This is a genomic window from Frigoribacterium sp. CF331, from assembly GCF_057787905.1.
Window position 1 is genome coordinate 1,726,343 of sequence record NZ_CM173545.1, and the last position, 24,627, is coordinate 1,750,969.

The 24,627-nt window shown below is 73.1% G+C and carries 20 protein-coding genes; 13 read left to right on the forward strand and 7 right to left on the reverse strand.

Features of this window, described 5'->3' with window-relative positions; genetic code table 11:
- The first annotated feature begins 334 nt into the window (after window positions 1-334).
- Window positions 335-505, forward strand: coding sequence for a hypothetical protein (locus tag AC3CCI_RS08075; protein WP_354595369.1), 171 nt, complete (start codon window positions 335-337; stop codon window positions 503-505).
- 175 nt (window positions 506-680) lie between these two features.
- A complete protein-coding gene (locus tag AC3CCI_RS08080) occupies window positions 681-1,106 on the forward strand; it encodes a DUF4307 domain-containing protein (RefSeq protein WP_488626806.1) in 426 nt (141 codons plus the stop codon).
- 88 nt (window positions 1,107-1,194) lie between these two features.
- On the opposite strand, the gene AC3CCI_RS08085 is transcribed toward AC3CCI_RS08080, so the two are convergent.
- Window positions 1,195-1,908 (reverse strand): NADPH-dependent F420 reductase, encoded by a 714-nt coding sequence (locus AC3CCI_RS08085; protein ID WP_488628673.1) that lies wholly within the window; start codon window positions 1,906-1,908, stop codon window positions 1,195-1,197.
- A 127-nt stretch (window positions 1,909-2,035) separates the two neighbouring features.
- Between AC3CCI_RS08085 and AC3CCI_RS08090 the strand changes: the two genes are divergently transcribed.
- From AC3CCI_RS08090 to AC3CCI_RS08100, 3 genes are read left to right on the forward strand one after another with little or no spacing between them, the layout of a single operon-like run.
- Window positions 2,036-3,487: a protein kinase domain-containing protein gene (locus AC3CCI_RS08090; protein ID WP_488626807.1), complete on the forward strand. Its 1,452-nt coding sequence runs from the start codon at window positions 2,036-2,038 to the stop codon at window positions 3,485-3,487.
- 42 nt (window positions 3,488-3,529) lie between these two features.
- The gene (locus tag AC3CCI_RS08095; protein WP_488626808.1) at window positions 3,530-4,645 is read left to right on the forward strand and encodes a DNA adenine methylase; all 1,116 of its coding nucleotides are present in this window, start codon (window positions 3,530-3,532) and stop codon (window positions 4,643-4,645) included.
- 2 nt (window positions 4,646-4,647) lie between these two features.
- A complete protein-coding gene (locus tag AC3CCI_RS08100; RefSeq protein WP_488626809.1) occupies window positions 4,648-5,487 on the forward strand; it encodes a hypothetical protein in 840 nt (279 codons plus the stop codon).
- A 115-nt stretch (window positions 5,488-5,602) separates the two neighbouring features.
- Here AC3CCI_RS08100 and AC3CCI_RS08105 read toward each other — a convergent pair whose 3' ends face one another.
- Complete coding sequence (locus AC3CCI_RS08105; RefSeq protein WP_488626810.1) at window positions 5,603-6,112, reverse strand: MarR family winged helix-turn-helix transcriptional regulator; 510 nt, start codon at window positions 6,110-6,112, stop codon at window positions 5,603-5,605.
- A 288-nt stretch (window positions 6,113-6,400) separates the two neighbouring features.
- Here AC3CCI_RS08105 and AC3CCI_RS08110 point away from each other — a divergent pair, with 288 nt between their 5' ends.
- Together AC3CCI_RS08110 and AC3CCI_RS08115 are read left to right on the forward strand one after the other, a co-directional pair.
- Window positions 6,401-7,000, forward strand: coding sequence for a hypothetical protein (locus AC3CCI_RS08110; protein WP_354595362.1), 600 nt, complete (start codon window positions 6,401-6,403; stop codon window positions 6,998-7,000).
- Window positions 7,001-7,111: 111 nt separating this feature from the next.
- Entirely contained in the window at window positions 7,112-8,590 is a 1,479-nt protein-coding gene (locus tag AC3CCI_RS08115; RefSeq protein WP_488626811.1) for a signal peptidase I, read from the forward strand.
- A gap of 18 nt (window positions 8,591-8,608) precedes the next feature.
- Here the strand turns inward: AC3CCI_RS08115 and AC3CCI_RS08120 are convergent, their stop codons facing one another.
- Complete coding sequence (locus AC3CCI_RS08120) at window positions 8,609-9,091, reverse strand: glutathione peroxidase (RefSeq protein ID WP_488626812.1); 483 nt, start codon at window positions 9,089-9,091, stop codon at window positions 8,609-8,611.
- A 117-nt stretch (window positions 9,092-9,208) separates the two neighbouring features.
- Between AC3CCI_RS08120 and AC3CCI_RS08125 the strand changes: the two genes are divergently transcribed.
- The gene (locus AC3CCI_RS08125; protein WP_488626813.1) at window positions 9,209-10,168 is read left to right on the forward strand and encodes an AraC family transcriptional regulator; all 960 of its coding nucleotides are present in this window, start codon (window positions 9,209-9,211) and stop codon (window positions 10,166-10,168) included.
- An 89-nt stretch (window positions 10,169-10,257) separates the two neighbouring features.
- Here AC3CCI_RS08125 and AC3CCI_RS08130 read toward each other — a convergent pair whose 3' ends face one another.
- Window positions 10,258-11,178 carry a diacylglycerol kinase family protein gene (locus AC3CCI_RS08130; RefSeq protein ID WP_354595358.1) on the reverse strand — a complete coding sequence of 307 codons (921 nt, stop codon included), beginning with the start codon at window positions 11,176-11,178 and terminating at the stop codon, window positions 10,258-10,260.
- 182 nt (window positions 11,179-11,360) lie between these two features.
- Between AC3CCI_RS08130 and AC3CCI_RS08135 the strand changes: the two genes are divergently transcribed.
- Both AC3CCI_RS08135 and AC3CCI_RS08140 read left to right on the forward strand, forming a co-directional pair.
- The gene (locus AC3CCI_RS08135) at window positions 11,361-11,813 is read left to right on the forward strand and encodes a DUF4383 domain-containing protein (RefSeq protein ID WP_354595357.1); all 453 of its coding nucleotides are present in this window, start codon (window positions 11,361-11,363) and stop codon (window positions 11,811-11,813) included.
- Window positions 11,814-12,136: 323 nt separating this feature from the next.
- On the forward strand, window positions 12,137-12,781 hold the full coding sequence (locus AC3CCI_RS08140; RefSeq protein WP_488626814.1) for a biliverdin-producing heme oxygenase: 645 nt from the start codon (window positions 12,137-12,139) through the stop codon (window positions 12,779-12,781).
- A gap of 21 nt (window positions 12,782-12,802) precedes the next feature.
- On the opposite strand, the gene AC3CCI_RS08145 is transcribed toward AC3CCI_RS08140, so the two are convergent.
- Window positions 12,803-14,242 (reverse strand): ATP-dependent DNA helicase, encoded by a 1,440-nt coding sequence (locus AC3CCI_RS08145; RefSeq protein WP_488626815.1) that lies wholly within the window; start codon window positions 14,240-14,242, stop codon window positions 12,803-12,805.
- A gap of 102 nt (window positions 14,243-14,344) precedes the next feature.
- Between AC3CCI_RS08145 and AC3CCI_RS08150 the strand changes: the two genes are divergently transcribed.
- Window positions 14,345-15,358: a hypothetical protein gene (locus tag AC3CCI_RS08150; protein ID WP_488626816.1), complete on the forward strand. Its 1,014-nt coding sequence runs from the start codon at window positions 14,345-14,347 to the stop codon at window positions 15,356-15,358.
- A gap of 34 nt (window positions 15,359-15,392) precedes the next feature.
- On the opposite strand, the gene AC3CCI_RS08155 is transcribed toward AC3CCI_RS08150, so the two are convergent.
- Window positions 15,393-16,397, reverse strand: a complete 1,005-nt coding sequence (locus tag AC3CCI_RS08155) for a GlxA family transcriptional regulator (RefSeq protein ID WP_488626817.1) — start codon at window positions 16,395-16,397, stop codon at window positions 15,393-15,395.
- 248 nt (window positions 16,398-16,645) lie between these two features.
- On the opposite strand from AC3CCI_RS08155, the gene AC3CCI_RS08160 reads away from it, so the two are divergent.
- On the forward strand, window positions 16,646-17,272 hold the full coding sequence (locus AC3CCI_RS08160; protein WP_488626818.1) for an HD domain-containing protein: 627 nt from the start codon (window positions 16,646-16,648) through the stop codon (window positions 17,270-17,272).
- Window positions 17,273-17,456: 184 nt separating this feature from the next.
- The gene (locus AC3CCI_RS08165; RefSeq protein WP_488626819.1) at window positions 17,457-18,512 is read left to right on the forward strand and encodes a LacI family DNA-binding transcriptional regulator; all 1,056 of its coding nucleotides are present in this window, start codon (window positions 17,457-17,459) and stop codon (window positions 18,510-18,512) included.
- Window positions 18,513-18,701: 189 nt separating this feature from the next.
- On the opposite strand, the gene AC3CCI_RS08170 is transcribed toward AC3CCI_RS08165, so the two are convergent.
- Window positions 18,702-24,449 carry a GH92 family glycosyl hydrolase gene (locus AC3CCI_RS08170; RefSeq protein WP_488626820.1) on the reverse strand — a complete coding sequence of 1,916 codons (5,748 nt, stop codon included), beginning with the start codon at window positions 24,447-24,449 and terminating at the stop codon, window positions 18,702-18,704.
- Between the last annotated feature and the right edge of the window lie 178 nt (window positions 24,450-24,627).

Genomic DNA, 24,627 nt, shown 5'->3' on the forward strand with positions numbered 1-24,627 from the left:
TCCGTGCGGTGCAGGAGGCGCGGCCTCCGACGGTCTCGTCCTGAGACCGTAGCCAGTCTGGTGGTCCCCCGAAAAGAGGACAGGCCCCCATCCTGGGGCATGCGTCGGAAATCGGCTAACCGGCGGCCCTCCGGCGCCCTCGACGCCGGTCGGCACGCGCACGTTGTCCGCAATGCGAACTGCGTCACGAGGTAGCTAGATGGCCTAGCTACCTCGTGATTTCATTCGTGGGTACCGACTTCACGGGCGGTGCGGACCGCGGCTCCCGAGCCGCGGTCCCCTGAGACCAGCATCACCGGCAGACAGCCCAGGGCTGCCGAGAAACGGACCGACCATGACCCTCCTCACCCCGTCGCGTCGCCGCGCCGACGACACCCGCAGCCCGTTCTCCGAGGTCCGCGAGACCGAGCGCCAGGCGACGCTGTTCGTCATCGCCACGGCGGCCGTGGGAGCGAGCGCCAGCCTCGTCGCCGCCCTCTTCCTCAGCAACGGCCTCTTCCTGTGAACGACGACCTGCTCCACGTCGAGCTGGCTCCGACCGAACCCCTCGACCTGTCCGTGCTGTTCGAGGCCGACGCCGCCTAGGCGCGCTCGTCCCGCCCGGGCATCGGGGCGATGCCGGGCGCGCCGGGAGTCCGCGTCCATGCGGTTCCGAGCTCGCGCCTCCTACCCTTGACGCCATGCAGACCACCGACCCGGCCCGCGTCGGCCCGGCCGCCCGACTCGACGACCGGTACGGCCGACGGCCCGGCCGGGCCCGGCGGTCACGACTGGTCGCCCTCGTCGCGGGCTCGGCCGTCGCCCTCGTGGTCACGGCCTGGGTCGTGCTCGTCGCGTTCGACGGCGACTCGGCCGAGCTCGAGGTGAGCCACTACGGGTTCACCGTCGCCGGCGACGACTCGGTCGACGTGCAGTACACGGTCAACGTGGCGGGCGGCACCGAGGTCGGGTGCGCGGTGCAGGCGCTCAACGAGAACCGGGCCGTCGTCGGTTGGAAGGTCGTCGAGCTGCCCGCCGTCGACTCCCACACCCAGACCTACACGACCTCGCTCGTCACGAGCGAGCGGGCCGTGACCGGATCGGCCTACCGCTGCTGGGTGCTCTGACCACGACGCCGGACGGACGACGCGACCCGCGCCTCCTGAGCAGGAGGCGCGGGTCGCGTCCGTCGGTGGGCGTCGCCGCCCGGCCGGGTCACGAGGCCTGCGGCACCCGGTTCGCCTTCGCGAGGTTGGCGACGAGCTCGTCCTTCGTCTGGCGCACGACGTAGGCCGGGCGGTCGCGCTCGACGCGCCAGCTCTCGGACAGCGGGCTGACGTCGACGGTGTCGAAGCCCAGCTCGTCGTAGAGGTCGGTCACCAGGGCGACGGCCTCGGGGGAGTCGCTCGACGTGGCGAGGGCGCGGCGGTCGGGGGTGCCGGCGGGGGCGACGTCGGTCGTGATGTCCTTCGCCTCGATGTGGTTAAAGCCCTTGACCACGCGGCTGGTGGGCAGGTGGCGCTGCAGCATCTCGGCGGTCGTGTCGGTGCCCGCGTCGAGCGCCGGGATGTGCCCGTCGCGCTCGAAGTAGTAGTTGTTCGTGTCGATCACGGTCTTGCCCGCGAGCGGCTCGACCGGCACCTGGTCGAGGTTCTTGAGGGGGACGGTGACGATGACCACGTCGCCTGCCTCACCGGCCTCGGCGGCGGTGGCCGCCCGGGCCTTCGGGCCGAGGTCGGCCACGAGGTCGGCGAGGGTCTCGGGCCCGCGCGAGTTGCTGATCACGACGTCGTGGCCGTGGGCGATGACCGCCCGGGCGACCTGGCTGCCGATGTTGCCTGCTCCGATGATTCCGTACGTTGTCATGTGCAACCCAACCGACGGGCGGGCGGCTCCCTTCCCGACGGCGGCGTTCTCCCAGGGCTTCACAAGGTGCGGGTCGGCCGTCGCGGCCTCGTCGGGCGCCGGTCGTGATCCGATCGTCACCGGTCCGATCGTCACGCGGACGCCCCGCATGCGACAGGATGGACCCCACACCAGTCACGAGGGGGAGGCGATGGCCGCGCCACAGCAGGACGACGCGCTCGATCGCGTGCTCGCCGAGCGCTACCGCCTGCAGTCCGTCGTGGGTCGAGGCGGCATGGCCACCGTCTACAAGGCCGTCGACGAGAGCCTCAACCGCACGGTCGCGATCAAGGTCTTCCACAGCGCGATGGTCGACCCGGCGCGGCAGGAAGCCGAGCTCGGCGTCCTCTCGAGCCTCGAGCACCACGGCCTGGTCGGCCTGTTCGACGCCGGCGTCGAGCACGGGCCGAACGGCCCGCAGCGCTTCCTGGTGATGCCGCTGATCGCCGGTCTCAACCTCGAGGACCGCCTGAACCACGGCGCCCTCGCCCCCCGCCACATCGCCGAGATCGGCTACGACATGGCCGAGGCGCTCGACTACATCCACGGCCACTCCGTGGTGCACCGCGACATCAAGCCGTCGAACATCCTGCTCGTCGACTACGGCGACCACGGTGCCGCCCGGGCCAGGGCCAAGCTGGCCGACTTCGGCATCGCCCTCACCGACGACGTCGAACGCCTGACCGCCGAGGGCGTCACGACCGGCACCGCCGCCTACCTCAGCCCCGAGCAGGCGGTGGGCGGCGAGGTCGGTCCGGCGAGCGACGTCTACAGCCTCGGCCTCGTCCTGCTGCAGTGCTTCACCCGCCGCCGTGAGTTCCCGGGGTCGCTCGTCGAGTCCGCCGTCGCGCGCCTGTCGCGCGACCCGGTGCTGCCCGAGCCGCTGCCCGACCACTGGCGTCAGGCCCTGGGGGCGATGACCCGGCGCGACCCGGCCGAGCGTCCGACGCGGGCCGAGCTGGTCGCGTTGATGCGCGACGTCGTGATCACCGAGACCACCGACCACCGCGACGGCGGGGGCGACTTCCCCGCCGGCGACGGCACGACGCGGGGTGGCGACACCGAGCCGTTCGACCACAGCGAGGTGCTCGACACCCTGCCGAACGAGGCGCTGGACCGGGTGACCGCCATGGCGGCGCGCCTCTTCTCGGCCCCGATCGCCCTGGCGACCGTGATCGACGACGACCGCACCTGGTTCACCACGCACTACGACCCGGCCGTGGGCGACGTCGCCCGTCAGATCGACCTGTCGCAGGGGGCGGTGCACTCGTCCGAACCCCTGGTCATCGAGGACGCCGCGACCGACCGACGCGTCGCCTCCAGCCCCCTCGTCACCGGGCCGCTCGGCATGCGGTTCTACGTCAGCGTCCCGCTCACCCGACGCGACGGCCACACCATCGGCACCCTCTCGGTCATCGACCGTCAGCCGGGCACCGCCAGCGACGAGCAGGTCGCGAACCTGACCGACCTCGCGGCCCTCGTGGTCGCCCAGCTCGAGCTGCGCCAGGAGAGCCTGCGCATCGCCGGCACCACGACCGGCAACGTGCCGCACGCGTCGCGGGCCGACCTCGACACCCAGGCCTGGAGCCCGACCGACGACTGACGCGGGCGCCTGCCCGGTTCCGGAGTGCGGCAGACTTGCCCGGTGACCGTCGAGCTCGTTCCCCCCGAGGTCGGCGGTGCCGTCACGGCCGTGCCCGCCCGCGTCGCGGCCTTCCCCCGCCTGCGGTACATGGGCTCGAAGTACGCGCTGCTGCCCGTGCTGCACGACGTCTTCTCGAGCGTCGCGCCCGTGTCGGCCGACGACCGAGGGGGCCGAGGAGGCGCGGCCCGGCCCTCGAGCGCGATCGACGCCTTCAGCGGGTCGGGCGTCGTCTCGTACCTCATGAAGGCGCAGGGTCGCCGGGTCGTGAGCAACGACTTCCTGGCGTTCCCCGCGGTCATCGCCCGCGCCTCCGTCGTCAACGGGTCGACCACGCTGTCGGACGAGCTCGTCGACGAGATCTGCGGGCCGGCCGCCGACGACCGCGACCTCGTCCGACGCACCTTCGACGGGGTCTTCTTCTCGGCCGACGACCGGGCGTTCCTCGACTCGGCCTGGTCGCACGTCGACCGCCTGGTCGGCGCCGAGCGCGACCTGGCGATCGCCGGCCTCGTGCTCGCCGCGGCCCGCAAGCAGCCGCGCGGCGTCTTCAGCTTCACGGGCGCGCGCTACGACGACGGTCGTCGCGACCTGCGGCTGACCATGGCCGAGCAGTTCCGGGCGGCCGTCCGGGCCTACGGCGGGGCCGTCTTCGACGACGGCCGGGGCCACGAGGCCGTCGAGGGCGACGTGGCCGCACTGAGGCGACCGCCCGCCGACCTGGTGTACCTCGACCCGCCCTACGCGCCTCCTCGGGACGACGCGGACTACATGAAGCGCTACCACTTCCTGCAGGGGTTGGCCGTCTACTGGCGGGGCCAGACGATCATGACCGAGACCAGGACGAAGAAGATCGCCAAGCTGTTCACGCCGTTCGCCTACCCGCGAACGGTCGACGACGCGCTCGTGCGCACCTTCGAGCAGTTCGCCGACGCGGGCGCGCTCGTGCTGTCGTACTCGTCGAACGCCGTGCCGGACCGCGGGCGCATCGAGCAGCTGCTGCGCACGGTGAAGCCGCACGTCGAAGTGCACGTCGTCGACCACACCTACAGCTTCGGAACCCACCGGGCGGCGACCCGCACGGCGGCCACCGAGTACGTCTTCGTCGGGAGGGACTGACCGTGGGCATCCCCACCTTCGACGAGTACGTCGCCTCGCTCGGCCGCATGACCGCCCACGTCGACCCGACCGCGCCCTCGGCCGCGGCGAGCGACCTCGCCCGCGCCGCGGCCAGCCTCGGCGAGCTGCCCGTCGTCGACCGCGACCACCTCGCCGAGTGGGCCCGTCAGCACCCGGCCTGGGTGCCGGCGCTCGGCCTCGCCGTCGGGTTGTCGCAGGAGAAGCTGCGCAACTCTCTCCGGCACGCTTTCGACACCCCGAGCTGGCTGACGCTCGCCCGCGGACGGGCCGACGACCTGGTGGCCCACCTCGACGACGAGTTCGAGCTCGTGCGCCTCGTCGCGGCGCAGCGGCACCGCACGTACGACTTCGGCGACGTGCTGGCGGCCCGGGCCGGCACGCGGGCCTCGGCGATCCGGGCGGGCGTGTCGGGCCGACGGCTCGAGGACGAGATCGAGGCGATCGCCCGGGACCTCGGGCTCGCCTGCGGCACGCGCACGCGGTTCACCGGGCGGGCGAACCGCACGGCGCCGTGCGACCTGGTGATCCCGTCGGCCGACGAGCCCGCGATCGTGGTCGCGGCGAAGGGCTTCGACTCGACCGGGTCGAAGCTGACCGACGCCGTCCGCGAGATCGAGGAGATGGCCGACGTCCGCCTGCCCCGCCAGACCGTCATGGCCGTCATCGACGGCATCGGGTGGAAGAGTCGTCAGGCCGACCTCAAGCGCATCCACCAGCTCTGGGTCGACCAGCAGATCGACGGGCTCTACACGCTGTCGACGCTCGACCGGTTCCGGGCCGACCTGGCCGACGCCGCACGCCTGCGCCGCCTGATCCCGTAGGTCGCGGGCCGCGACGCACGGCCTGCGCGGGCCAGTTCGTCGTCGACGGGCCGTCGCACCCGCCCGTCCGCCACGGACTCGCCCGTTCTGGCGCCCGGTCCGCGGCCGAGGCCGGTCAGGCGGCGGCGGGGGCGGCCGGGCTGACGCCGACCCCGTGGCGGTCGAACGCCTGGCCGAGGTCGAGCAGCGTGTCGGCGAGGACGCGGTGCTGCGAGGCGGGGACGACCTCGGCGAACGCCGCCCCGTAGACGGAGGCGATGGCGCCGGTGACCTCGACGCCGCGCGGGGTGCGGCTGACGATGACGCTGCGACGGTCGTCGGGGTTGCGCCGACGGTCGAGGTAGCCGGCGTCGACGAGGCGGTCGACGAGGTTCGTCATGGCGCCCGACGAGAGGTCGAGGTGGTCGGCGGCGCGCTTCGGGGTGACGGAGTCACCGGTCGCCGACACGTAGAAGAGGAACCGGATGTCGGTGTCGCCCAGCCCGAACAGGTCGCCCTGGTGGTCGAGCACGCGCGAGTGGTTGAGCATCAGCAACCGGAACGAGTCGAGCAGGCGGGTGAGGTCGTCGAGGTCGAGTCCGCCGTCGGCGACGGCGGGGTCCAGCAGGGGTGGGGCGATCGGCAAGGGGTCCTCCATGACGCGTGGGCGTGCCGTCCGTGGCACCACCTCAGTCAACAAGAATCTCGATCGTCGTGACACCCCCACCACTGGGGACATGGTTCGGCTTGCAAGCCTCTTGCACCGCAAGTAATTTGATTGTCGTACCACTTGAGAACAACGATCACTCGAAACCAGAACGGCTCGGGTGACGAGCTTCTCACCGGCGAAGCCCCTGAACCTCGTCGCCGGAGTGGCCCCCGACATCCCCGCACGACACCCCCTCTTCCACCCCTTCGCCCCCTGGAGCACGCCATGTCCCGTCCCACCCCCCGCATCGCCCGCATCGCCGCCTGGATCGCCATCCCCGCCGCCCTCGTGGCCTCGGGCATCGTCGTCTCGACCGCGTCGTACTCGGCCTTCTCGTCCACCACGGTCAACCCGACCAGCAACTGGACCGCCGGCACCGTCGCCCTGACCGACGACGACAGCAACACCGCGCTCTTCACGGCCACCAACCTCAAGCCCGGCTCGACCGGCACCAACTGCATCGCCGTCACCAGCACCGGCTCGCTCGCCTCGGCCGTCAAGCTCTACGGCACGAACGCCGCCACGACCAACAACCTGGCCTCGAACATCACGCTGAGCGTCGTGCAGGGCACCGGCGGCGGCTTCGGCTCGTGCACCGGCTTCACCCCCCTGGCCTCGGGCTCGAGCCTCTACAGCGGCACCCTGGCCGCCTTCGGGACGAGCTACACCAACTACTCGAACGGCGTCGGCACCTGGGCCCCCACCGGCACGGCGTCCGAGACCCGCACCTACCAGGTGACCTACACCGTCTCGAACTCGGCTCCCAACACGACCCAGGGCGGCACCGCCAGCCTCGGCCTCACCTGGGAGGCCCAGAACAGCTGAGCCCGGACGGCCGCCTGACGCCGCGGCACGCCGGCAACGTCGCACCACAGCGACACAGCACCAGGCGGCCCGACACCGCACCACCCGCACCACACCCGAGCAGAGGCACCCATGAGCACGATCGACCTGAAGCTGCGGCCCGCCCCCGCGGCCACGGCCTCGATCACGCTGCCCGTGGGTGCCTCTCGTGCGTGGCTCGACTGGACGCGCCTGGCACTCGGCACCGCGTCGCGGGTCGTGCTGTACTCGCTGCTCGGCCTCATGGTCTACGCCGCCGCCCCGGCCGTGCTCGGCTGGAGCCCCACCACCGTGATGACCGGCTCGATGGAGCCCCGCATCCACCCCGGCGACGTCGTCGTCGCCAAGCCCGTCGCAGCGTCCGAGGTCCACCGCGGACAGGTGCTGCTCTTCGACGACCCCGACCAGGCCGGACACCTGCGCCTGCACCGCTACCACGACAACGGTCGGGCCGGGCAGATCGTCACCAAGGGCGACGCCAACCCCAGCGCCGACTCGACGCCGATCGACCGCAGTGCCGTCATCGGCGTGGGCTTCCTCCGCGTGCCCTACGTCGGCACCCCCTTCGTCTGGGCGGCCGACCACCGGTACGGCCACCTGCTCGTCACCGGGGGCCTGCTCGTCCTCGTCGTCCTGCTCAGCCGGGGCGACCGCTACCTGCTGCGCGACGAGCGCACCGCGTCGCCGGCGGCGACCGTCTCGGCCGGCCGCCGCGTGCAGCGTCGACGCGAGCGGCGCCTCCGTCGCCTCCGGACCGCAGGAGGCGCGCTCGGCCTGGCAGCGATCGGCGGCGGTCTCGCGCTCACCCTCGTCGTCTCGGGCGGCTCGCACGCCGCGTTCGCCGCGAACGTCACGAACCCCACGTCCAAGCTGACCGCCGGCAGCTACGACTGCCTGACCGAGACCTACGCCGACGCCCCGAGCTTCGCGTTCGCCTACAACGAGACGTCCGGCACGACGGCCGCCGACAGCTCGGGCAACGCTCGACCGGGCACCCTGGTCGGCGGGGCCGCCTTCACGGCCGGCTCGTGCGCCGCCGACGACAGCCCGTACCTGACGCTCGACGGCGCCAGCGGGCAGGTCACCACCCCCACGTCGTTCACCGGCTCCAACAACGTGACGATCGAGACCTGGGTCAGGACGAAGACCACCGCCGGCGGCGAGCTCGTCGGCTTCTCGAACTCGCAGGCGGGTGCCCCCGGCAACTACGACCGGCACCTCTACATGACGAACGCGGGCAAGCTCGTCTTCGGCGTCTACCCCAACTCGGTCAAGACGATCGCGTCGCCGCTGTCGTACAACGACGGTGCCTGGCACCACGTCGTCGCGACGCTGTCGAGCACGAACGGCATGGCGCTGTACGTCGACGGCAAGAGCGTCGCCACCGACACGGCCACCAAGAGTGCGCAGGCCTACAACGGCTGGTGGCGCGTCGGCCAGCTGCCGCTCTCGGGCTGGACCTCGGCCCCCACCAGCAACTACCTCGCCGGTTCGCTCGACAGCACCCAGGTCTGGAACACCGTCGCCCTCTCCGCCACCCAGGTGGCCGCCCACTACCGCGCGGGCCGGTGACCGGGGTGGCCGGTCCGCTCAGCCGGCCAGCGCCTCCTCGATGACCGCGACGACCTCCGGGGCGTCGGGCTCGGTCGTGGGACGGAAGCGGTGCACGGCGCCGCCGGGCGTGACGACGAACTTCTCGAAGTTCCACTTGACGCGGCCGGCCTTGCCGTCGGCGTCGGACGCCTTCTTCAACTCGGTGTAGAGCGGGTGCTCGCCGCGGCCGTTGACCTTGACCTTCTCCATCATCGGGAAGGTCACGCCCCAGGTGGCCGAGCAGTACTCCTCGATGGCCTCGCCGCTCGAGAGCTCCTGGAAGAACTGGTTGCTGGGGAAGCCCAGCACCGTGAAGCCCTGGTCGGCGTACCGCTTCTGCAGCGCCTCGAGCTTCTCGTACTGCGGCGCGAGGCCGCAGCGCGACGCCACGTTGACGACCATCACGACCTTGTCGGCGTAGGCGCCGAACGTGGTGGACTCGCCGCGGATCGTGGTCAGGGTGATGTCGTCGAGGCTCATGCGCCCGACGGTAGGCCGATCCGCTGCGAGGCCGCTCGTAGACATGTCATCGAGATGCTGTCAACCCCCGCCGGCCGAGTGGTGCCGGGCTTGGAGTGCGTGCAACAATTCGTCGAGATGGCTTCCCGGGACGACAAGATGCGCTTCGACGCGCGCGGACGCGACCTCGACGAAGCCGTCGAGATCCTCTCCGCCGGCTACAACGGGCGCGGCTTCCAGGTCGCCCCGACCGAGGCGCCCTTCTCGTTCCGGCACACGATCGTCGGTGACGGCGCGATGACGCTGCGCTCGACCATGTTCATGGGTCGCGTCGACGGTCAGGCCTCGGCCGGCGACGAGCACGTCGTGCACTGGCTGCTCGACGGCCGGTCCACCGTCGACAACGGCCGCGACGAGGTCGCGGGCGCCGTCGGCCGACCGGTGCTCTTCCCGCAGGGGCGGGAGTTCGAGTTCACCACCGAGGACGTCAACCAGAGCCTGCTGCACCTGTCGAAGGCCGTCGTCGACGAGGTCGCGGCCGAGCGGCACGGCATCATGCCCGGCACGATCCGCTTCGACCACGCCGCCCCCGTCTCGTCGGTGGCCGTGCAGGCCTGGCACGCCACCGTCCGCCTGATCGGACGCGCGTACCTCGGCTCGGGCGAACCGAGCGACCTCATGCGCACCGAGATGGCGCGCCTCGCGGCCGGGGCGATGCTCGACACCTTCGCCCACACCTCGACCCGCATGCCCGACGCCCTGCTCGCGCCCCGCAACGCGAGCCTCCGCCTCGCCGTCGAGTACATGCACGCGGCCGCGCACCTGCCGATCACGGCCGCCGACATCGCCCAGGAGGCGGGACTCACCCCGCGGGGCCTGCAACAGGCCTTCAGTCGCCACCTCGACACCACGCCCACGGCCTACCTGCGCGAGATCCGGCTCGAACGCGTGCACGAGGCCCTCCGCGCGGCAACCCCGGACTCCACGACGGTCGCCGACGTGGCCCGGCACTGGGCCTTCGCCCACCTGGGCCGGTTCTCGGCCGCGTACCAGCAACGGTTCGGCGAGTACCCGCGCGAGACGCTGCACCGCGGCTGAGGTCGGTCGTGCCGGCGGCGTGAGGCGCGCGTGCCGCCCGACGCGCCTCCCCGGCTCGGGTCTCCCGCCGGTCGGGCGTCGACGGCCGGTCAGGCGTCGAGCGCGGCGTAGACGCGCAGGGCGCCGGGCACGACCTCGACCGTGACCGGCAGGGGGCCCACGCGCTCGCCGTCGGCGTAGGCCGCGACGCCGTCGGCCTCGATGACGGCGCGGCGCACCCGGTGCACCGTGACGGCCGGGTGGCTCAGGTGCGTGCCGCGGAAGACGCTCGGGAACAGCCGGACGAACTGCCACCTCGTCAGGCGCTCGACCACGAGCACGTCGAGCAGGCCGTCGTCGAGCACGGCGTCGGGCGTGACCTTCATGCCGCCCCCGAGCGACTGGCCGTTGCCGACGGAGATCAGGGTGCCCTCGACGGTCGAGGCGACGCCGTCGAGCTCGAGTCGGTACGAGATCCTCGGCAGGCGCACCAGCTCGATCGCGAGTGCGACGTCGTAGCGACGACGTCCCTTCGGCCAGCTCAGGCGGTTGGCCCGCTCGTTGACGACCGCGTCGAAACCGGCCGAGACCATGCAGGCGAACCAGGTCGCCCGACCGTCGGCCTGCAGCACGCGCCCGGCGTCGATGGTCGTCGGCTCGCCCTCGAGCAGGCGGAGCAGGAGGCGGGTGGCCGCCTCGGAGTCGTCGTGGGGCAGCCCGAAGGACCGGGCCGTGTCGTTGCCGGTGCCCGTCGGCACGAGCCCCAGCGGCACGTCCGTCCCGGCGACGAGGTTCGCCCCGAGGTTGACCATGCCGTCGCCGCCGACCACGACGAGTGCGTCGGGCCGTTCGCGGTCGAGCTCGCGACGGGCGGCCGCGACCAGGTCGTCGTAGGTCGTCTCGGTGAGCGGGACCACCGTGTGGCCGGCGGCCCTCAGATCGTCGAGCACCTTGCCCCCTCGGCCGGATCGGCCACCGGCGGAGGCACCGGGGTTGACCGCCACGACCAGGCGGAGGGGCGTCGGGGTCATGGGGACGATCATGCCAGCCGGGCGGTCGCGGGGCGCGGGCGGCTGGCCGGGCGCGGGCGGCTGGACGGGTGCGGGTGCGGGTGCCTGGCCGGGTGCGGGCGCCGGTGGGCGGCGGGCCGGGCGGGCCGCCGGGCGCGGCGGGCATACTGGATGCCGACGACCTGACGAGAGGCACCCTCACCATGAGCAGCACCCACGGCACCACGACCACCGCGACCCCGGCCCCCTACGAGCCGACGATCCGCGAGTCGCCCAACCGCGGGGTCGGACTCTTCGTCGGCACGGTCTTCCTGCTGCTCGGCGCCATCGGGTTCCTGGTCGAGGACATGGGCACGTTCTTCTCGACGCGGGGCGCGTCGCTCTGGTTCGTCTGGAACCTCAACCCGGCGCTGGTCGTCGTCTGGGTGCTGGCGGGTGCCGCCCTGATCATCGCGGGGGCGTCGTCGCGGGCGAGCGCCCGCTACATCAACACGTGGGTCGGCCTGATCTTCGTCGTGTTCGGCGTCGCGGGGTTCTTCCTCGAGGGCACCGACGTGAACTTCCTGGCCTTCAACCTCGGCGACAACGTCACGCACCTCGTCGGTGGCCTGCTGCTGCTCGCGACGGCCGCGGGCGCCGAGCGCCGCCGCCGCTGAGGCCGCACCCCGCACCCGCACCCGCACCCCGCACCCGCACCCCGCGAAGCGGCGCTGAGCGATTTGCCTAGGCAGGGTGTTTTTCGCCGGTCGTGGGGGTGGGGCGACGCGCACACGTGCCACACCCCGCGAAGCGGCGCTGAGCGATTTGCCTAGGCAGGGTGTTTGCGCCGGATGACGGGGTGACGCGCAGTCGGCATGCCGTCCGGGGCGTGCGGGCCACCTGCAGGTCCATGGGGATCGTCGCCGGGGGGCTACCGGCACCGCGCCTCCTTGACTATGGTTAGGGTCACCTAACCGAGGTCACCCAGGAGGTGCGCACCATGACCGTCGTCATCCCCTTCTCCGAGGCGGTACGCGAGCGCACGGCCGAGCGCGTGCCGGCCGACGTCGGCTGCTCGTTCATGACCGACCTGCTGATCGGCCGCGGCACGCGCGACGACTACGTGCAGCTGTTGGCCCAGCACTTCTTCGTCTACTCCGCACTCGAGGACGCCGCCGAGCGGTGGTCGGGCGACCCGGTCGTGGCACCGTTCCTCGCTCCGGGGTTGACCCGGCTGCCGGCCATCGAGGCCGACCTGGCGTTCTTGCTCGGCGACGACTGGCGGGCACTCGTGTCGCCGCTGCCGACGACCCGCGCCTACGTCGACCGCATCGACCGGGCGTCGAGCTGGGCCGGCGGCTTCATCGCGCACCACTACACGCGGTGCCTCGGCGACCTGTCGGGTGGGCACCTCATCCGCAGCATCCTGCAGCGACGGTTCGGGTTCGACACCAACGGCGTCGGGTTCTTCCTCTTCGCCGAGATCGCCGAGCCGAAGTCGTTCAAGACGACCTACCGCCGTCAGCTCGACGCCGTCGCGTGGTCCGCCGCCGAGCGCGAGCGCGTGCTCGACGAGGTCTGCGCCGCCTACCGGTTCAGCACCGAGCTGTTCGCCGACCTCGCCGCCGCGAAGGCCGCCGTCTGACCCGAGGCGCGGGCCCGGCGCTCAGCCCGCGGCGGCCGTGCGGCCCTTCGCGCCGACAGGACGGTCGCCCGCACCGGTCGCGCGCTCAGCCCGCGGCGGTCGTGCGTCGTTCGCGCTCGCGCCCGAGCTCTGCTCGCTCGCGTGGGCCGCGTCGCCGCCACCGCGGGCGTCCGCGGCGGCCTGGATCGCGGGCACGCGCGACGCCTCGCTCATGAACCGGCGCACGTCGAGGTCGACGATGATGTCGGCCGGCCGCAACGGGCGTGAGAGGTAGAGGCCGTCGAGCGAGGTGATGCGACTCAGGGCGACGTAGGTCTGCCCGGCGCTGAACACCCGCGAGCCGAGGTCGACGACGGCCCGGTCGTAGGTCTTGCCCTGCGACTTGTGGATCGTCACGGCCCAGGCGAGGCGCAGCGGGAACTGCGTGAACTCGGCCACGACGTCTTTCTTGAGCTGCTTGGTGGTCGCCGAGTACGAGTACTTGTGCTTCTCCCACACGACGGGTTGCACCTCGTGCACCTCGCCGTCGACCTCGACGAAGACGGTGTCGCGCACCCGGGTGACCACGCCCGTGGTGCCGTTCACCCAGCGCTGCTCGGAGTCGTTGCGCAGGAACATCACCCGCGCCCCGACCTTGAGCTCGAGCGCCTCGTCGGCCGGGTAGGCCCGACCGCCGAACTCACCGCTGACCTCGGCCTTGGCCGTCATCACCTTGCCCGACAGTCGGTCGAGCTCGACCTTGTTGATGCGGTTGACGGTGTCGTTGCGGGTGGCGAGCGTGATGGCCCCGCCGTCGGTCGGCACCGGTCGAGCACCCGCGGCGTTGAGCGCACCCGCGATCTCGGCCGTGACGCGGCCGTGCCGCACGGCGTTGAGCATCTCTTTGAAGTCGCCCTCGGTCTGCCGGTGGATGAACGCGAGCTCGTAGATGCGCAGGCTCGCCTCGGCCCACACCTTGGCGTCGAAGAACCACATCGACCGGTAGTTGTCGCGGAAGTACTCGCGCTCTTCGGCGTCGCCCGGCACCGGCGGCAGCTGGTACGGGTCGCCGAACAGCACCACCTGCACGCCGCCGAACGGCTCGTGCTTGCGCTGCCGGGCCTGGCGGAGCGAGCGGTCGATCGCGTCCATCAGGTCGGCGTTGACCATCGAGACCTCGTCGATGACCAGGGTGTCGATGGTGTTGAGCAGCTTGCGCAGCTCGGCGTTCTGCTCGATGTCGTGGTCGGCGATCAACCCGACCGAGAGGCGGAACAGCGAGTGGATCGTCTGGCCGCCGACGTTGAGCGCGGCGACGCCGGTGGGGGCGCAGATGACGATCTGCTTCGAGGTGTTCCACGACAGGTGGTTCAGCAGCGTCGACTTGCCCGTGCCCGCCCGACCCGTGACGAAGATGTGCTCGCGGGTGTTCTCGATCGCGTCGTACAGCGCCTGCTGTTCGGCGGAGAGGGCCACGCTCACGACGACGAGCACCTTTCGACAGGGGGTGGGGAGGGCACCAATCTACCCGCGACCGAGGCGACGCTCGGCTCTCCGTGACCCGCGCCTCCTATTGTTGTCGTCATGTCGTCGTCTGTGGGGGAGGGGACGCGCCCGTCGCTCGGCTGGCCGTTCGTCGCCATCTGGGGCGGGGCGCTGCTCTTCGTGCTGATCGGTTTCTGGGTCACGGTCGTGGCGCTGAACGCGACCGTCTACAGCGCCGCCGGGTTCGCCCGCGGCTACGTGGCGGCGGTCGACCGGGGCGACACGTCGAGCGCGTTGACGCTCGCGGGCGTCACGCCGACCGACCAGCTGGCCGACTCGCTGCTCGAGGTGCCCTCGCTCGGCGGCGTCGAGGACGTGACCGAGGTGGGCGACGTCGACCTCGGTGACGACGTCCACGCGATCACGCTGTCGTACTCGATGCGGGGCACGTCGGCCACCGCCGAGGCGCCGGCGCAGTCCCAGTTCGTCGTGCAGCGGGCGGGCACCCGGTTCGGGCTGTTCCACGCGTGGCGCTTCGTGCAGGCGCCGACCGCCTCGCTCGACGTGACGCCGCAGCACGACGCCCGCTTCACGGTCGACGGCCGCGAGGTCACGACCGACGCCCCCGACGTCGCGACCCGCTTCACGGTGCTCGCCCCGTCGCGGTTCGAGCTGGGCCACTCGTCCGAGTACCTCGAGGCGCCGACCGTCGAGGCCGACGTCGTCTCCGTCGGGGCCACCTCGGGCGTCGCGGTCGAGGTCCAGCCACGGGCCGCGTTCGTCGAGGCCGTGCAAGACATGGTCGACCGCCAGCTCGACGAGCAGTGCGTGACGCAGCAGGTGCTGCTGCCGGCCGGGTGCCCGTTCGGCCGACAGGTCGACGACCGGGTCACCGACGACCCGACGTGGACGGTTCCCGTGCACCCCGTCGTCTCGATCGTGCCCGGTCCGTCCGGGCAGTGGCAGGTGCCCGGCGTCGCCGGCACCGCCCACCTCGTCGTCGGCGCCCAGTCCCTCTTCGACGGCAAGCGGTACACGATCGACGAGGACGTCCCGTTCACCGTCACGTACCTCATGCGCATCAGCACGGCCGACGAGCTGACGTTCGAGTAGGAGGCGCGGGTCGGCCCGTCGGGGACGGTCCCGTTCACGCCGTGGCGGCACCCGCCCGCTCGAGGTCGAGCACGTCGGCGCCACCGAAGGTCGCGCGGTAGGCGCGCGGCGTCGTGCCGAGCACGCGGGCGAAGTGGTGCCGCAGGACGGCCGCCGAGCCGAAGCCGGCCTCGTCGGCGATCGCGTCGATGCCGAGGCCCGTCGCCTCGAGCAGCTCCTGCGACCGCAGGAGGCGCTGGCGGGTGAGCCACGCCCCGGGCGTCGCCCCCAGCTCGGCCTTGAACCGCCGGGCGAACGTGCGCGGCGACATGTGCGCCCTCGCGGCCAACCCCTCGATGCTCAGGTCGTCGCGGAGGTGTCCGAGCATCCAGTCCGTCAGCGGCGCGAGCGAGTCGTCGACCTCGACCGGCAGCGGCGTCTTGACGAACTGGCTCTGGCCGCCGTCGCGGTGCGGCGGCACGACCATCCGACGGGCGATCACGTTCGCCGCGGCGGCTCCGTGCTCGCGTCGGACCAGGTGCAGGCAGGCGTCGATGCCGGCCGCGGTGCCCGCGCTCGTGATGACGCGACGGTCCTCGACGAAGAGCACGTCGGGGTCCACGTCGACGGCGGGGTGGGCCCGCCGCAGCGCGTCCGAGTACCGCCAGTGCGTCGTCGCCCGTCGGCCGTCGAGCAGCCCGGCCTCGGCCAGCACGAAGGCGCCGCTGCAGACGCTGAGCAGCCAGGCCCCGCGCGCCTCGGCCGCGACGAGCAGCTCGCGGACGGCCGGCGAGACGAGCTCGGCCCGGTCGGGCCGGTTCCACAGGGCGGGCACGCAGACGACGTCGGCGTCGGTCGCCGCGTCCAAGCCGAGGTCGACCGTGATCGAGAAGCCCTGGTTCGTCCGCACGAGCCCGGGTCGCTCGGTCACGATGCGGTGCTCGAACGGAGGCGCGCCCTCGTCGGTCCGGTCGAGGCCGAACACCTCGCAGAGCACCCCGAACTCGAAGGGGGCGACGCCGTCGGCGACGATCGTGGCGACGGTGCGGAACGGGGGCATGGTGGCTCCTGAGGGGGGACGAGCCGCACGACGCCACGGAGTGGACACGGCGCCACGTCTTCTCGTGGCGTCGTGTCCACTTCGTGGCGGTGTGGCGGTGTGGCGGTGTGGCGGCGGGGCGGTGCGGGCGAGGGTGGCTGGGTGGCGGAACGGGCGAGCGAGGCGGCATCCGAGCGTGGCGGGATGTCGACGGGTGGTGGCCAGACTGCCACTCGTGGCAGGACCTGTCCACTCGTAGGGTTCCTGCCATGACCACCGAGCCCCGACCGACCGCCGCCCTCCTCGACGAGGTGCTCGCGCCTCCTTCGTCCGTCGCCGCCCGGGCGCTCGAGGCCGCCGCGGTGGTGTCGAGCCCGGCCCTGCTCGCGCACAGCCGACGGTCGGCGGCGCTCGCCGTCGACCTCGGCCGCCGGGAGGGGCTCGCGTTCGACCACGAGTTGCTGTTCGTGGCGGCGGCGCTGCACGACGTGGGACTCGCCGCCCCCTTCGACAGCCACGCCGAGCCGTTCGAGCGGGCCGGGGCGGAGGTCGCCCGCGTGTTCGCGTCGGGGGCGGGCTGGTCGGCCGAGCGGGCGCAGAGGCTCGTCGACGTGATCGTGCGGCACATGTGGCCCGCGGTGTCGGCCGACCTCGACGTCGAGGGGCACCTGCTCGAGCGGGCGACGAGCCTCGACGTGTCGGGGGTGGGCGGCGACGACTGGCCGGTCGAGCTGCTCGGAGCCCTGGTCGGACGCCTGCCGCGTGACGGCTTCGGCGTCGAGTTCGGCGGGCTGGTCTCGGCGCAGGCGCACCGCAAGCCCGGGTCCGAGGCCGCACGGACCATCCGCGCGGGCATGCGCGACCGGATCGCGGCGAACCCGCTCGACCGGCTCTGACCCGCGACGGCCCTCGGGTCGCGAGCCGGGTGCGTGCCTCGGGTCGCACCACGCTCGCGTCGCGGAACCACCCTCGTGCGTGGTTCGACGACGCGGCGGTGGTGCGACCCGCCCCGGGCGGCGGGCCCCCCGCGGCACGCGCGGTGCACCGCGGCCCCAGAGGCGCCGCTGCCATACTGAGCCCGTGGCTGGCGAGGACGTGGCGGGCGATGACGTGGTCGACGGGGCGCGGCCTCCGGCGACCCTCGTCGACGTCGCCGCGCGGGCGGGGGTCAGCCTCAAGACGGCGTCCCGCGCCCTGAACGGCGAGCCGCACGTCGCGGACGAGACCCGCCGCCGCGTGGTGCGCGCGGCCGAAGGGCTCGCCTTCCGCCTCAACGGGCCGGCGAGCATGCTGCGACGGGGCATCCGCTCGACGGTCGTCGGCTTCGTCACGGGCGACCTCGCCAACCCGTTCTACGCCGCGATCGCGTCCGGTCTCGAGCAGGAGCTCCGCGGGCACGGCATGCAGCTGGTGGTCGCCAGCACCGACGAGGACGGCGCACGCGAGCGCGAGCTCGTCGACGAGCTGGTGTCGCGGCAGGTGCGGGCGCTCGTCGTGGCGTCGACCCGCGCCTCCCACGTCGACATGGGGGTGCTCCAGGAGCGCGGCGTGCGCGTCGTGTTCGTCGACCGCCCGCCCGTCGGCCTGCAGGCGGACGCCGTGCTGCTCGACAGCGCCGCGGGCGCCCGGGTCGCGGTCGAGCACCTCCTGGCCCACGGCCACCGTCGGATCGGCTTCGTGGGCGACTACTCGCGGCTGTCGACGCACCTCGAACGGTTGACCGGGTACGGCGAGGCGCTCGACGCCGCGGGCGTCACCGGCTGGCGCGAGTGGGTGCGCGAGGACCGCCACGACGCCGCGTCGGCCCGCAGCGGCATGCGCGACCTGCTCTCGTCGCCCGAGCCGCCGACCGCCGTCTTCACGAGCAACAACCGGGTGACGATCGGGGCGCTCTCGGCGTTGCGGGGCCTCGCCGCGCCTCCTGCCCTCGTCGGGTTCGACGACTTCGAGCTCGCCGACCTGCTGGGCGTCACCGTCGTGTCGCACGAACCCTGCGAGATGGGACGCGAGGCCGCGCGCCTCGCGCTCGAACCCACCGGGCCCGGGCGTGAGCGGGCGGCCCGGCGGGTCGTCATCCCCACGACGCTCGTGCCGCGCGGCTCGGGCGAGGTCGGCCCGGGGGTCGGCTGGCGCTGAGCCGTCGACCGACGGCCACCCCCGACCGACACCGAACACGGCGACGCCCCACGCACGGCGACGCCCCACGCACGACGACGCCCCACGCACGACGGCGCCCCACGCATGGCGACGCCCCCGACCGGCGACGACCCCCGGCCGGAGGGCCGAGGGTCGTCGTCGTGGGCCGGGCGGCGGGCCGCCCGGCCGCTACAGGGTGTCCGCCCCGAGCAGCGAGCGGCGGCGGCGACGGGTCGCCTCGATGCCGAGCGCGAGGGCGCCCGCGGCCAGCAGGATGCCGGCCAGCACGCCCGCGTCGAGCGGCCGTCCGACGGTGCCGCCCGTGTAGGCGAGGTCGCCGTCGTACGAGCCGGGTCGCACCGGCGCCGCACCCGTGTCGGCCGGCGCCACGTCGACGACACCGAACGCGACGCGCACGGCCACCTGCGACGTGCCTCCCAGGGCCTCGACCTCGTGGGCGCCCGTGGTGGCGTCGGCCGGGACGGTGAACGAGCCGCGGACGATGCCGTCCGCGTCGGCGGTCACCGTGCCGAGCGCGATCGGGTCGCTGAACAGGGTCAGCGCGACCGTCTCGTTCGGCGCGAACCCGTCGCCGTCGACCGGCACGACCGTGCCGCGCGTCGCGGACCCGGCCAGCACCCGCAGAGAGGGCGCGTAGACGACCGGATCACCGGGCTCGCCGGGCGTCCCGGGCTCGCCGGGCGTCCCGGGGTCGCCGGGCGTGCCGGGGTCGCCGGGCGTGCCGGGCTCTCCGGGCTCGCCCGTCCCGGGCCCCGGGTCGACCGGAGCCGCCGCGACCGCGACGGTCGTCGTGCCCGCCGCGCTCGAGCGTCCGTCGTCGGCCGTGACCGTGACGGTGTAGCTGCCCGGCAGCGCGTAGGCGTGTGTCCCCGAGACGACGCCGCCCGAGACCGTGCCCGGGGTGACGGCCGTGCCGTCGCCCCAGTTGACGGTCGCGGTCACGGTGCCGTCGGCCGGCACGGCGTCGACGCCGTCCGCACCGCCGGTCACCGTGGCCAGCGCACCCGTGACCTCGGTGCCCGCGGTGCCCGAGAGCCCCGCCGTGCTGCCGGTCACCGCGAGGTCGGCCGGAGGCGCGAGGCGCGTCCCGTCCGTCGCCAGCGCGAACACGTGGATGCGTCCGGCGGCCCGGGGGTCGCCCGTCTGCACCGGCAGCGTCAGCGACACGGCCGTCTTGCCCACGGGCAGGGTGACCGGTGCCGTGGCGTAGACCCCGGCGACGGCGCCGTCCGAGCCGTTCGCCCCGTTCGTCCGCCCCTGCGAGGTCGCGACGACCACGTTGCCGAAGGCCGGCGTGGTGACGCCCGCCGTCCAGTCGCCGAACTCGATCGGGAACGGCTGGGTGCTGCCGTCGTCGAAGGTGAGCGTGCCGACCGTCTGTTGCGCCCGCTCGTTCGCGGTGCCGATCACCGACAGCTGCGTCACGTCGTCGCCGAGGTGCAGGGGCAGCACCTGGCCGGCGCCGGTCGCGTTGTCGGGCTCGCCCGCCGGGATGGCCGGCAGGTCGAAGTCGAGCGCGGTGCCGGGCACGGCGACCGTGGTCCCCTGCACGAAGCCGGCGTCGGCCAGCGACGGACGGGAGAACCCGTTCTGCAGGTAGTCGCAGTTCGCGGCCTGGCCCGGTTCGCCGAGGCAGACGCTGTCGAACGCGCCCACGAGGGTCGGGGCGGTCCGGGTGACGGCGAGGTCGACCGTGGTGCTGGCCGAGTCGGTGCCGTCGGTCGCGGTGACGATGGCCGTGTAGGTGCCCGGTGCGTCGAAGGTCGTCGCGGGTGCCTCGACGTCCCAGCCGCCGAGCGCCGTCGCGGTGAGCGTCGCCGCCTGCGGCCCCCGGCCGTCGAGCCAGTCGACCGTCGCCACGAGCCCGTCGGGCACGGTGGTCCCGGACGAGGAGGCGCTGGTCACCGTCGCCACGGAGCCCGCGAACGCGGTCCCCGCCTCGATGCTCAGCCCCGGCTTGCCGTTGAGGGTGAACTCCCCGCCGGTCGCCGTGGTGTCGGCCATCAGCTCGAGCTCGGACAGCGTCGCCGCCCGGCCGTCGGTGGTGCCGGTCGTCGAGATCCGGTACCAACTGAACGGACGCGGGTCGGTGACGGTGAACGGCCGGGTCTGCAGCGCCGACGGGAAGGTCTGCCCGGTGCGCTCGTCGAGCGGCAGCCAGGTGGTGCCGTCCGTCGAGCCCTCGAGCGTCCACCCGGTGGGTGCCGCCGAGCCGGTCGGCCCGTTCGTCAGCGTGTAGCGCGAGACCGTGACCGGCCCCGAGGCCGACCGCCAGGTGACGGCGGCGTCCGGCAGGTCGAACGTCACGGGCGTGACCGCCGAGTCGTCGACCAGGCGGTCGAGCGTGGTGCCGTCGCTCGAGGTCAGCACGCCCTGGCCGGGCGTCGTGGCGTCGACCAGCGGCGTGGGCACGTCGACCGGCTCGGGGGCGTGCGCCGCCCACGTGCTCGGCGTCGTGCCCATGGTGAGGTCGAGCGTCCCGCCGGCGGCGACGGCCGCCTGCGACAGCGAGGCGGTGTCGATCGCCTCACCGTTCAGGCGGGCCGACTGCACGTAGACGGCGTCGTTCGAGTTGCCCTCGGCACGCACCGTGAACGTCCCGCCCGACGCGAGGTGCAACGTCGCCTCGTCGAAGAGCGGCGAACCGATCGTGTACGAGTCGGTGCCCATGGCGAGCGGGTAGAAGCCGAGCGCCGAGAACACGAACCACGACGACATCTCGCCGTTGTCCTCGTCGCCGGGGTAGCCCTGGCCGATGTCGCTGCCGACGAACAGGCGCTGCGTGATCTCGCGCACCACCCGCTGGGTCGTCGCCGGGTCGCCGTTGGCGGCCGAGATGTAGGGGATGTGGTGCGACACCTGGTTGCTCATGCCGAGCTGACCGATGCGCACGTCGCGCGCCTCCACCATCTCGTGGATCACGCCGCCGTAGCCGCCGGGCTTGTCCGCCTCCTCGGGGGTGCCGTAGAACTCGGCGAGCTTGGCGTCGAGGCCGTCCGAGCCGCCGTACAGCGCGGCGAGCCCGGCGACGTCGAACGGCGCGTGGAAGGCGAAGTTCCAGCCGTTCGTCTCGGTGTAGGCGCCGCCCCACGACTCGGGGTCGTAGGCGTCCGCGGCCTGCTGGAACGTGCCGTCGGCGTTGCGGGCCTGGAAGAAGCCGATCGACGGGTCGAACAGCGACCCGTACTCGCGGGCGCGGTCGAGCAGCCAGGCCGACTCCTCCTTCAGCTGCGCACGCCGCGCCTCCGGGGTGGCGGGGTCGTCGGCGAGCTTCGCCGCCATCTGCCCGAGCCCGAAGTCGTTGATGTGGCCCTCGAGCCCCCACGAGACGCTCTCGCCCGTCGTGGCCGGCGTGTAGCCGAGGAAGAGCGACTGGTCGAGGCCCTTGCGCCCCACGCCGCTCTCGGTCGGCTGGACCGACGCGTTCTTCAACGCGGCGTCGTAGGCCTCGAGCGCGAGAGGGCCGTCGACCGCGCCCTTGACGTAGGCGTCGGCGAACGCGACGTCCGAGCTCGTGCCCGTCATCAGGTCGGCGTAGCCGGGGCTCGACCAGCGGGCGATCCAGCCCGAGTCGCGGTACATCTGCACGAAGCCGTCCATGAGGTCGCTCGCGACGTCGGGGTAGAGCATCGAGTAGGCGGGCCACACGGTGCGGTAGGTGTCCCAGAAGCCGTTGTTGACGTAGACCTTGCCGCTCTTCACCTGCGCGTTCGTGGTCGTGTCGGTCGCGGTGCCCTGCACCGGTGCCACGGGGCTGGCGTAGCGGTAGTCGGGCGCCGCGGCCGTGCCGGTGTTCTCGAACTGCGAGTTCGGGTACATGTTCAGCCGGTAGAGGCTGCCGTACAGGGTCGCGAGCTGGTCGTCGCGGGCCCCCTTCACGGTGATGACGCCGAGCCGGTCGTCCCACTGGCGGGCGGCGTCGGCCTGCACCTCGTCGAAGCTGCGCCCGGTGACCTCGAGGTCGAGGTTGCGGGTCGCCTGCTCGAGCGAGATGAACGACGTCGCGAGCCGCAGCTCGACGACGCCGGCGGGGCTTCCGGAGGCGCTGGTCGCCGAGGCGTCGAACGACGCGTACTGCGCGCCGTCGCGGTCACCGGCCGGCAGGCCCACCGAGGTGGGCGTGCGGTCGAACGTGCCGCTGACGAACATGCGCGTCGCGCCCGTCGACAGGCCAGAGCCGCCCTCGACCCACCCGCTGACCGTGCCGTCGGCCGAGACGACCAGGCCGGACGTTCCGGCCACGCGGTCGACGATGACGCTGCCCGTGCGGGCGGCGCTCGCCGGGTCGGTGCCGGCGGTCTCGGGGAACGCGAAGCGCATCACGGCGCCGTGATCGGTCGGGGTGACGGCGGCCTCGAGCCCGCTGGTGGTCTGCACGGCGTAGAGGTCGGGTCGGGCGATCTCGTCGCCGTGGTCGAACGACAGGGCACGGGTGGTGAGCGTCGCGTCCGGCGCGCCCGCGCCTCCGGCCCCGGCGGCCGTCGTCGAGGGCAGGATCGCGAGCTGGTTGCGGTCGCCCATCCACGGGCTCGGCTCGTGCGAGACGCCGATGCCCTGCAGGGTGGGCAGGTTCGACGCGTCGTTGCCGCGGGCGTAGTCGTAGAGCCAGGTCTGGCTCGACGCGTTCGTCATCGGCGTCCAGAAGTTGAAGCCGTTCGGCACCGTCGCCGCCGGGATGTCGTTGCCCCTGCTGAAGCTGCCCGTCGAGTTGGTCCCGCGACGCGTGTCGACGTGCTCCACCAGGCTCGACCCGTCCACCCGGGCGGGTGCCGGGTCGAGGTCGAGGTCGTCGATCCAGCCCTGGAAGCGCGTGTCGGCGGTGCCTCCGGCGTTGTCGTAGGTGAAGACGACCGACTCGACGGTCTTCCCGGCGAGGTCGCCGAGGGGGATGCGCACCGAGTTCCACTGGTCGGCGTAGAGGATCTTCGACGACCCCTGGGCGGCGGCCGAGACGCCCTCGCCGTGGGCGTCGACGACGCCGTCGGCGGCGCTGACGCGCGAGCCGTCCGAGAGCACGAGGTCGACGGCCGCGTAGGTCGCCGGGTACTGCAGGTCTCCGCCCAGCTCGGGGAAGACCTTGTACGAGAACTCGCTGCTCTCGCCGATGGCCAGGTCGAGGCCGTCGTAGAGCACGTTGCTGGCCGAGGCGGGCCCGGCGGCGGTGTGCTCGCCCGCGTAGCGCAGCGACTTCGTGCCGCTGAAGCCGGCGCCCGGCTTCATGTTCGGGCCGCTGACCGGGCCCGAGCCCACGACGGTCACCATCGGACCGGCGGGAGGCGCGGCGTCGGTCCCGTCGTTCAGCGTCCAGTCGGCGAGCTGGGTCAGGCCGGCCCCGCCGTTGGCCGTGATGTCGAGTCGGTACGCGTCGTAGGCGGCCGGCGCGGGGACGGCGAAGTCGACGGTCGTGCCGCGCCCGGCGAAGGCGGTGCCGGCCCGCTGGTCGACCGTCGTCCAGGTCGCGCCGCCGTCGGTCGAGCCGAGCAGGGTCACGTCGCGGGGGTCGCGGGTGGGGGCGTCGTTCGCGCTCGTCAGCGACCAGGTCGCCGCGGTCTGCGGCGAGTCGAGCAGGTACGTGATGCGGGCGGTGGGCTCGAAGGCCAGCCACTTGCTCGCCGGGTTGCCGTCCGACAGGTTGACCGCGACCTCGCCCGGGCCGTTCTCGGCGCTGGCCGAGACGTCGGTGACGTGACCGAGCAGGCTGCCGGGCGCGAAGCCGGTCGAACCGGTGACGTTGACCGGCTCGCCGAAGGGCGTGCTGGCCAGCGGCTGCGCGTCGGCGGCCTCGAAGCTCGTGCGCCAGTCGCTGCCGGCGGCCACGGCCCGGCGGGTGTCGGCGTCGCCGCCGCCGTCGGCCGCGTTCGCGGGGCCCGCCCCCACGAGCGTGCCCGTCAGGGCCAGTGCCGTCGCCGTCGTCATCACCCCCGCCCGTCTCGCTCGTGCGACCCAGCGTGCGCCCCCGCGCTGCCGGATGACCTGGACACGACCTGACGCCATCGTCACTCTCCTGGGGTTCGATCCCGTGATCTCGGGTGCGGTCGCCCGGTCGGGGCGACTCGCGATGCACGACGAGCGACGCGTGTCGTCGATGACAGCG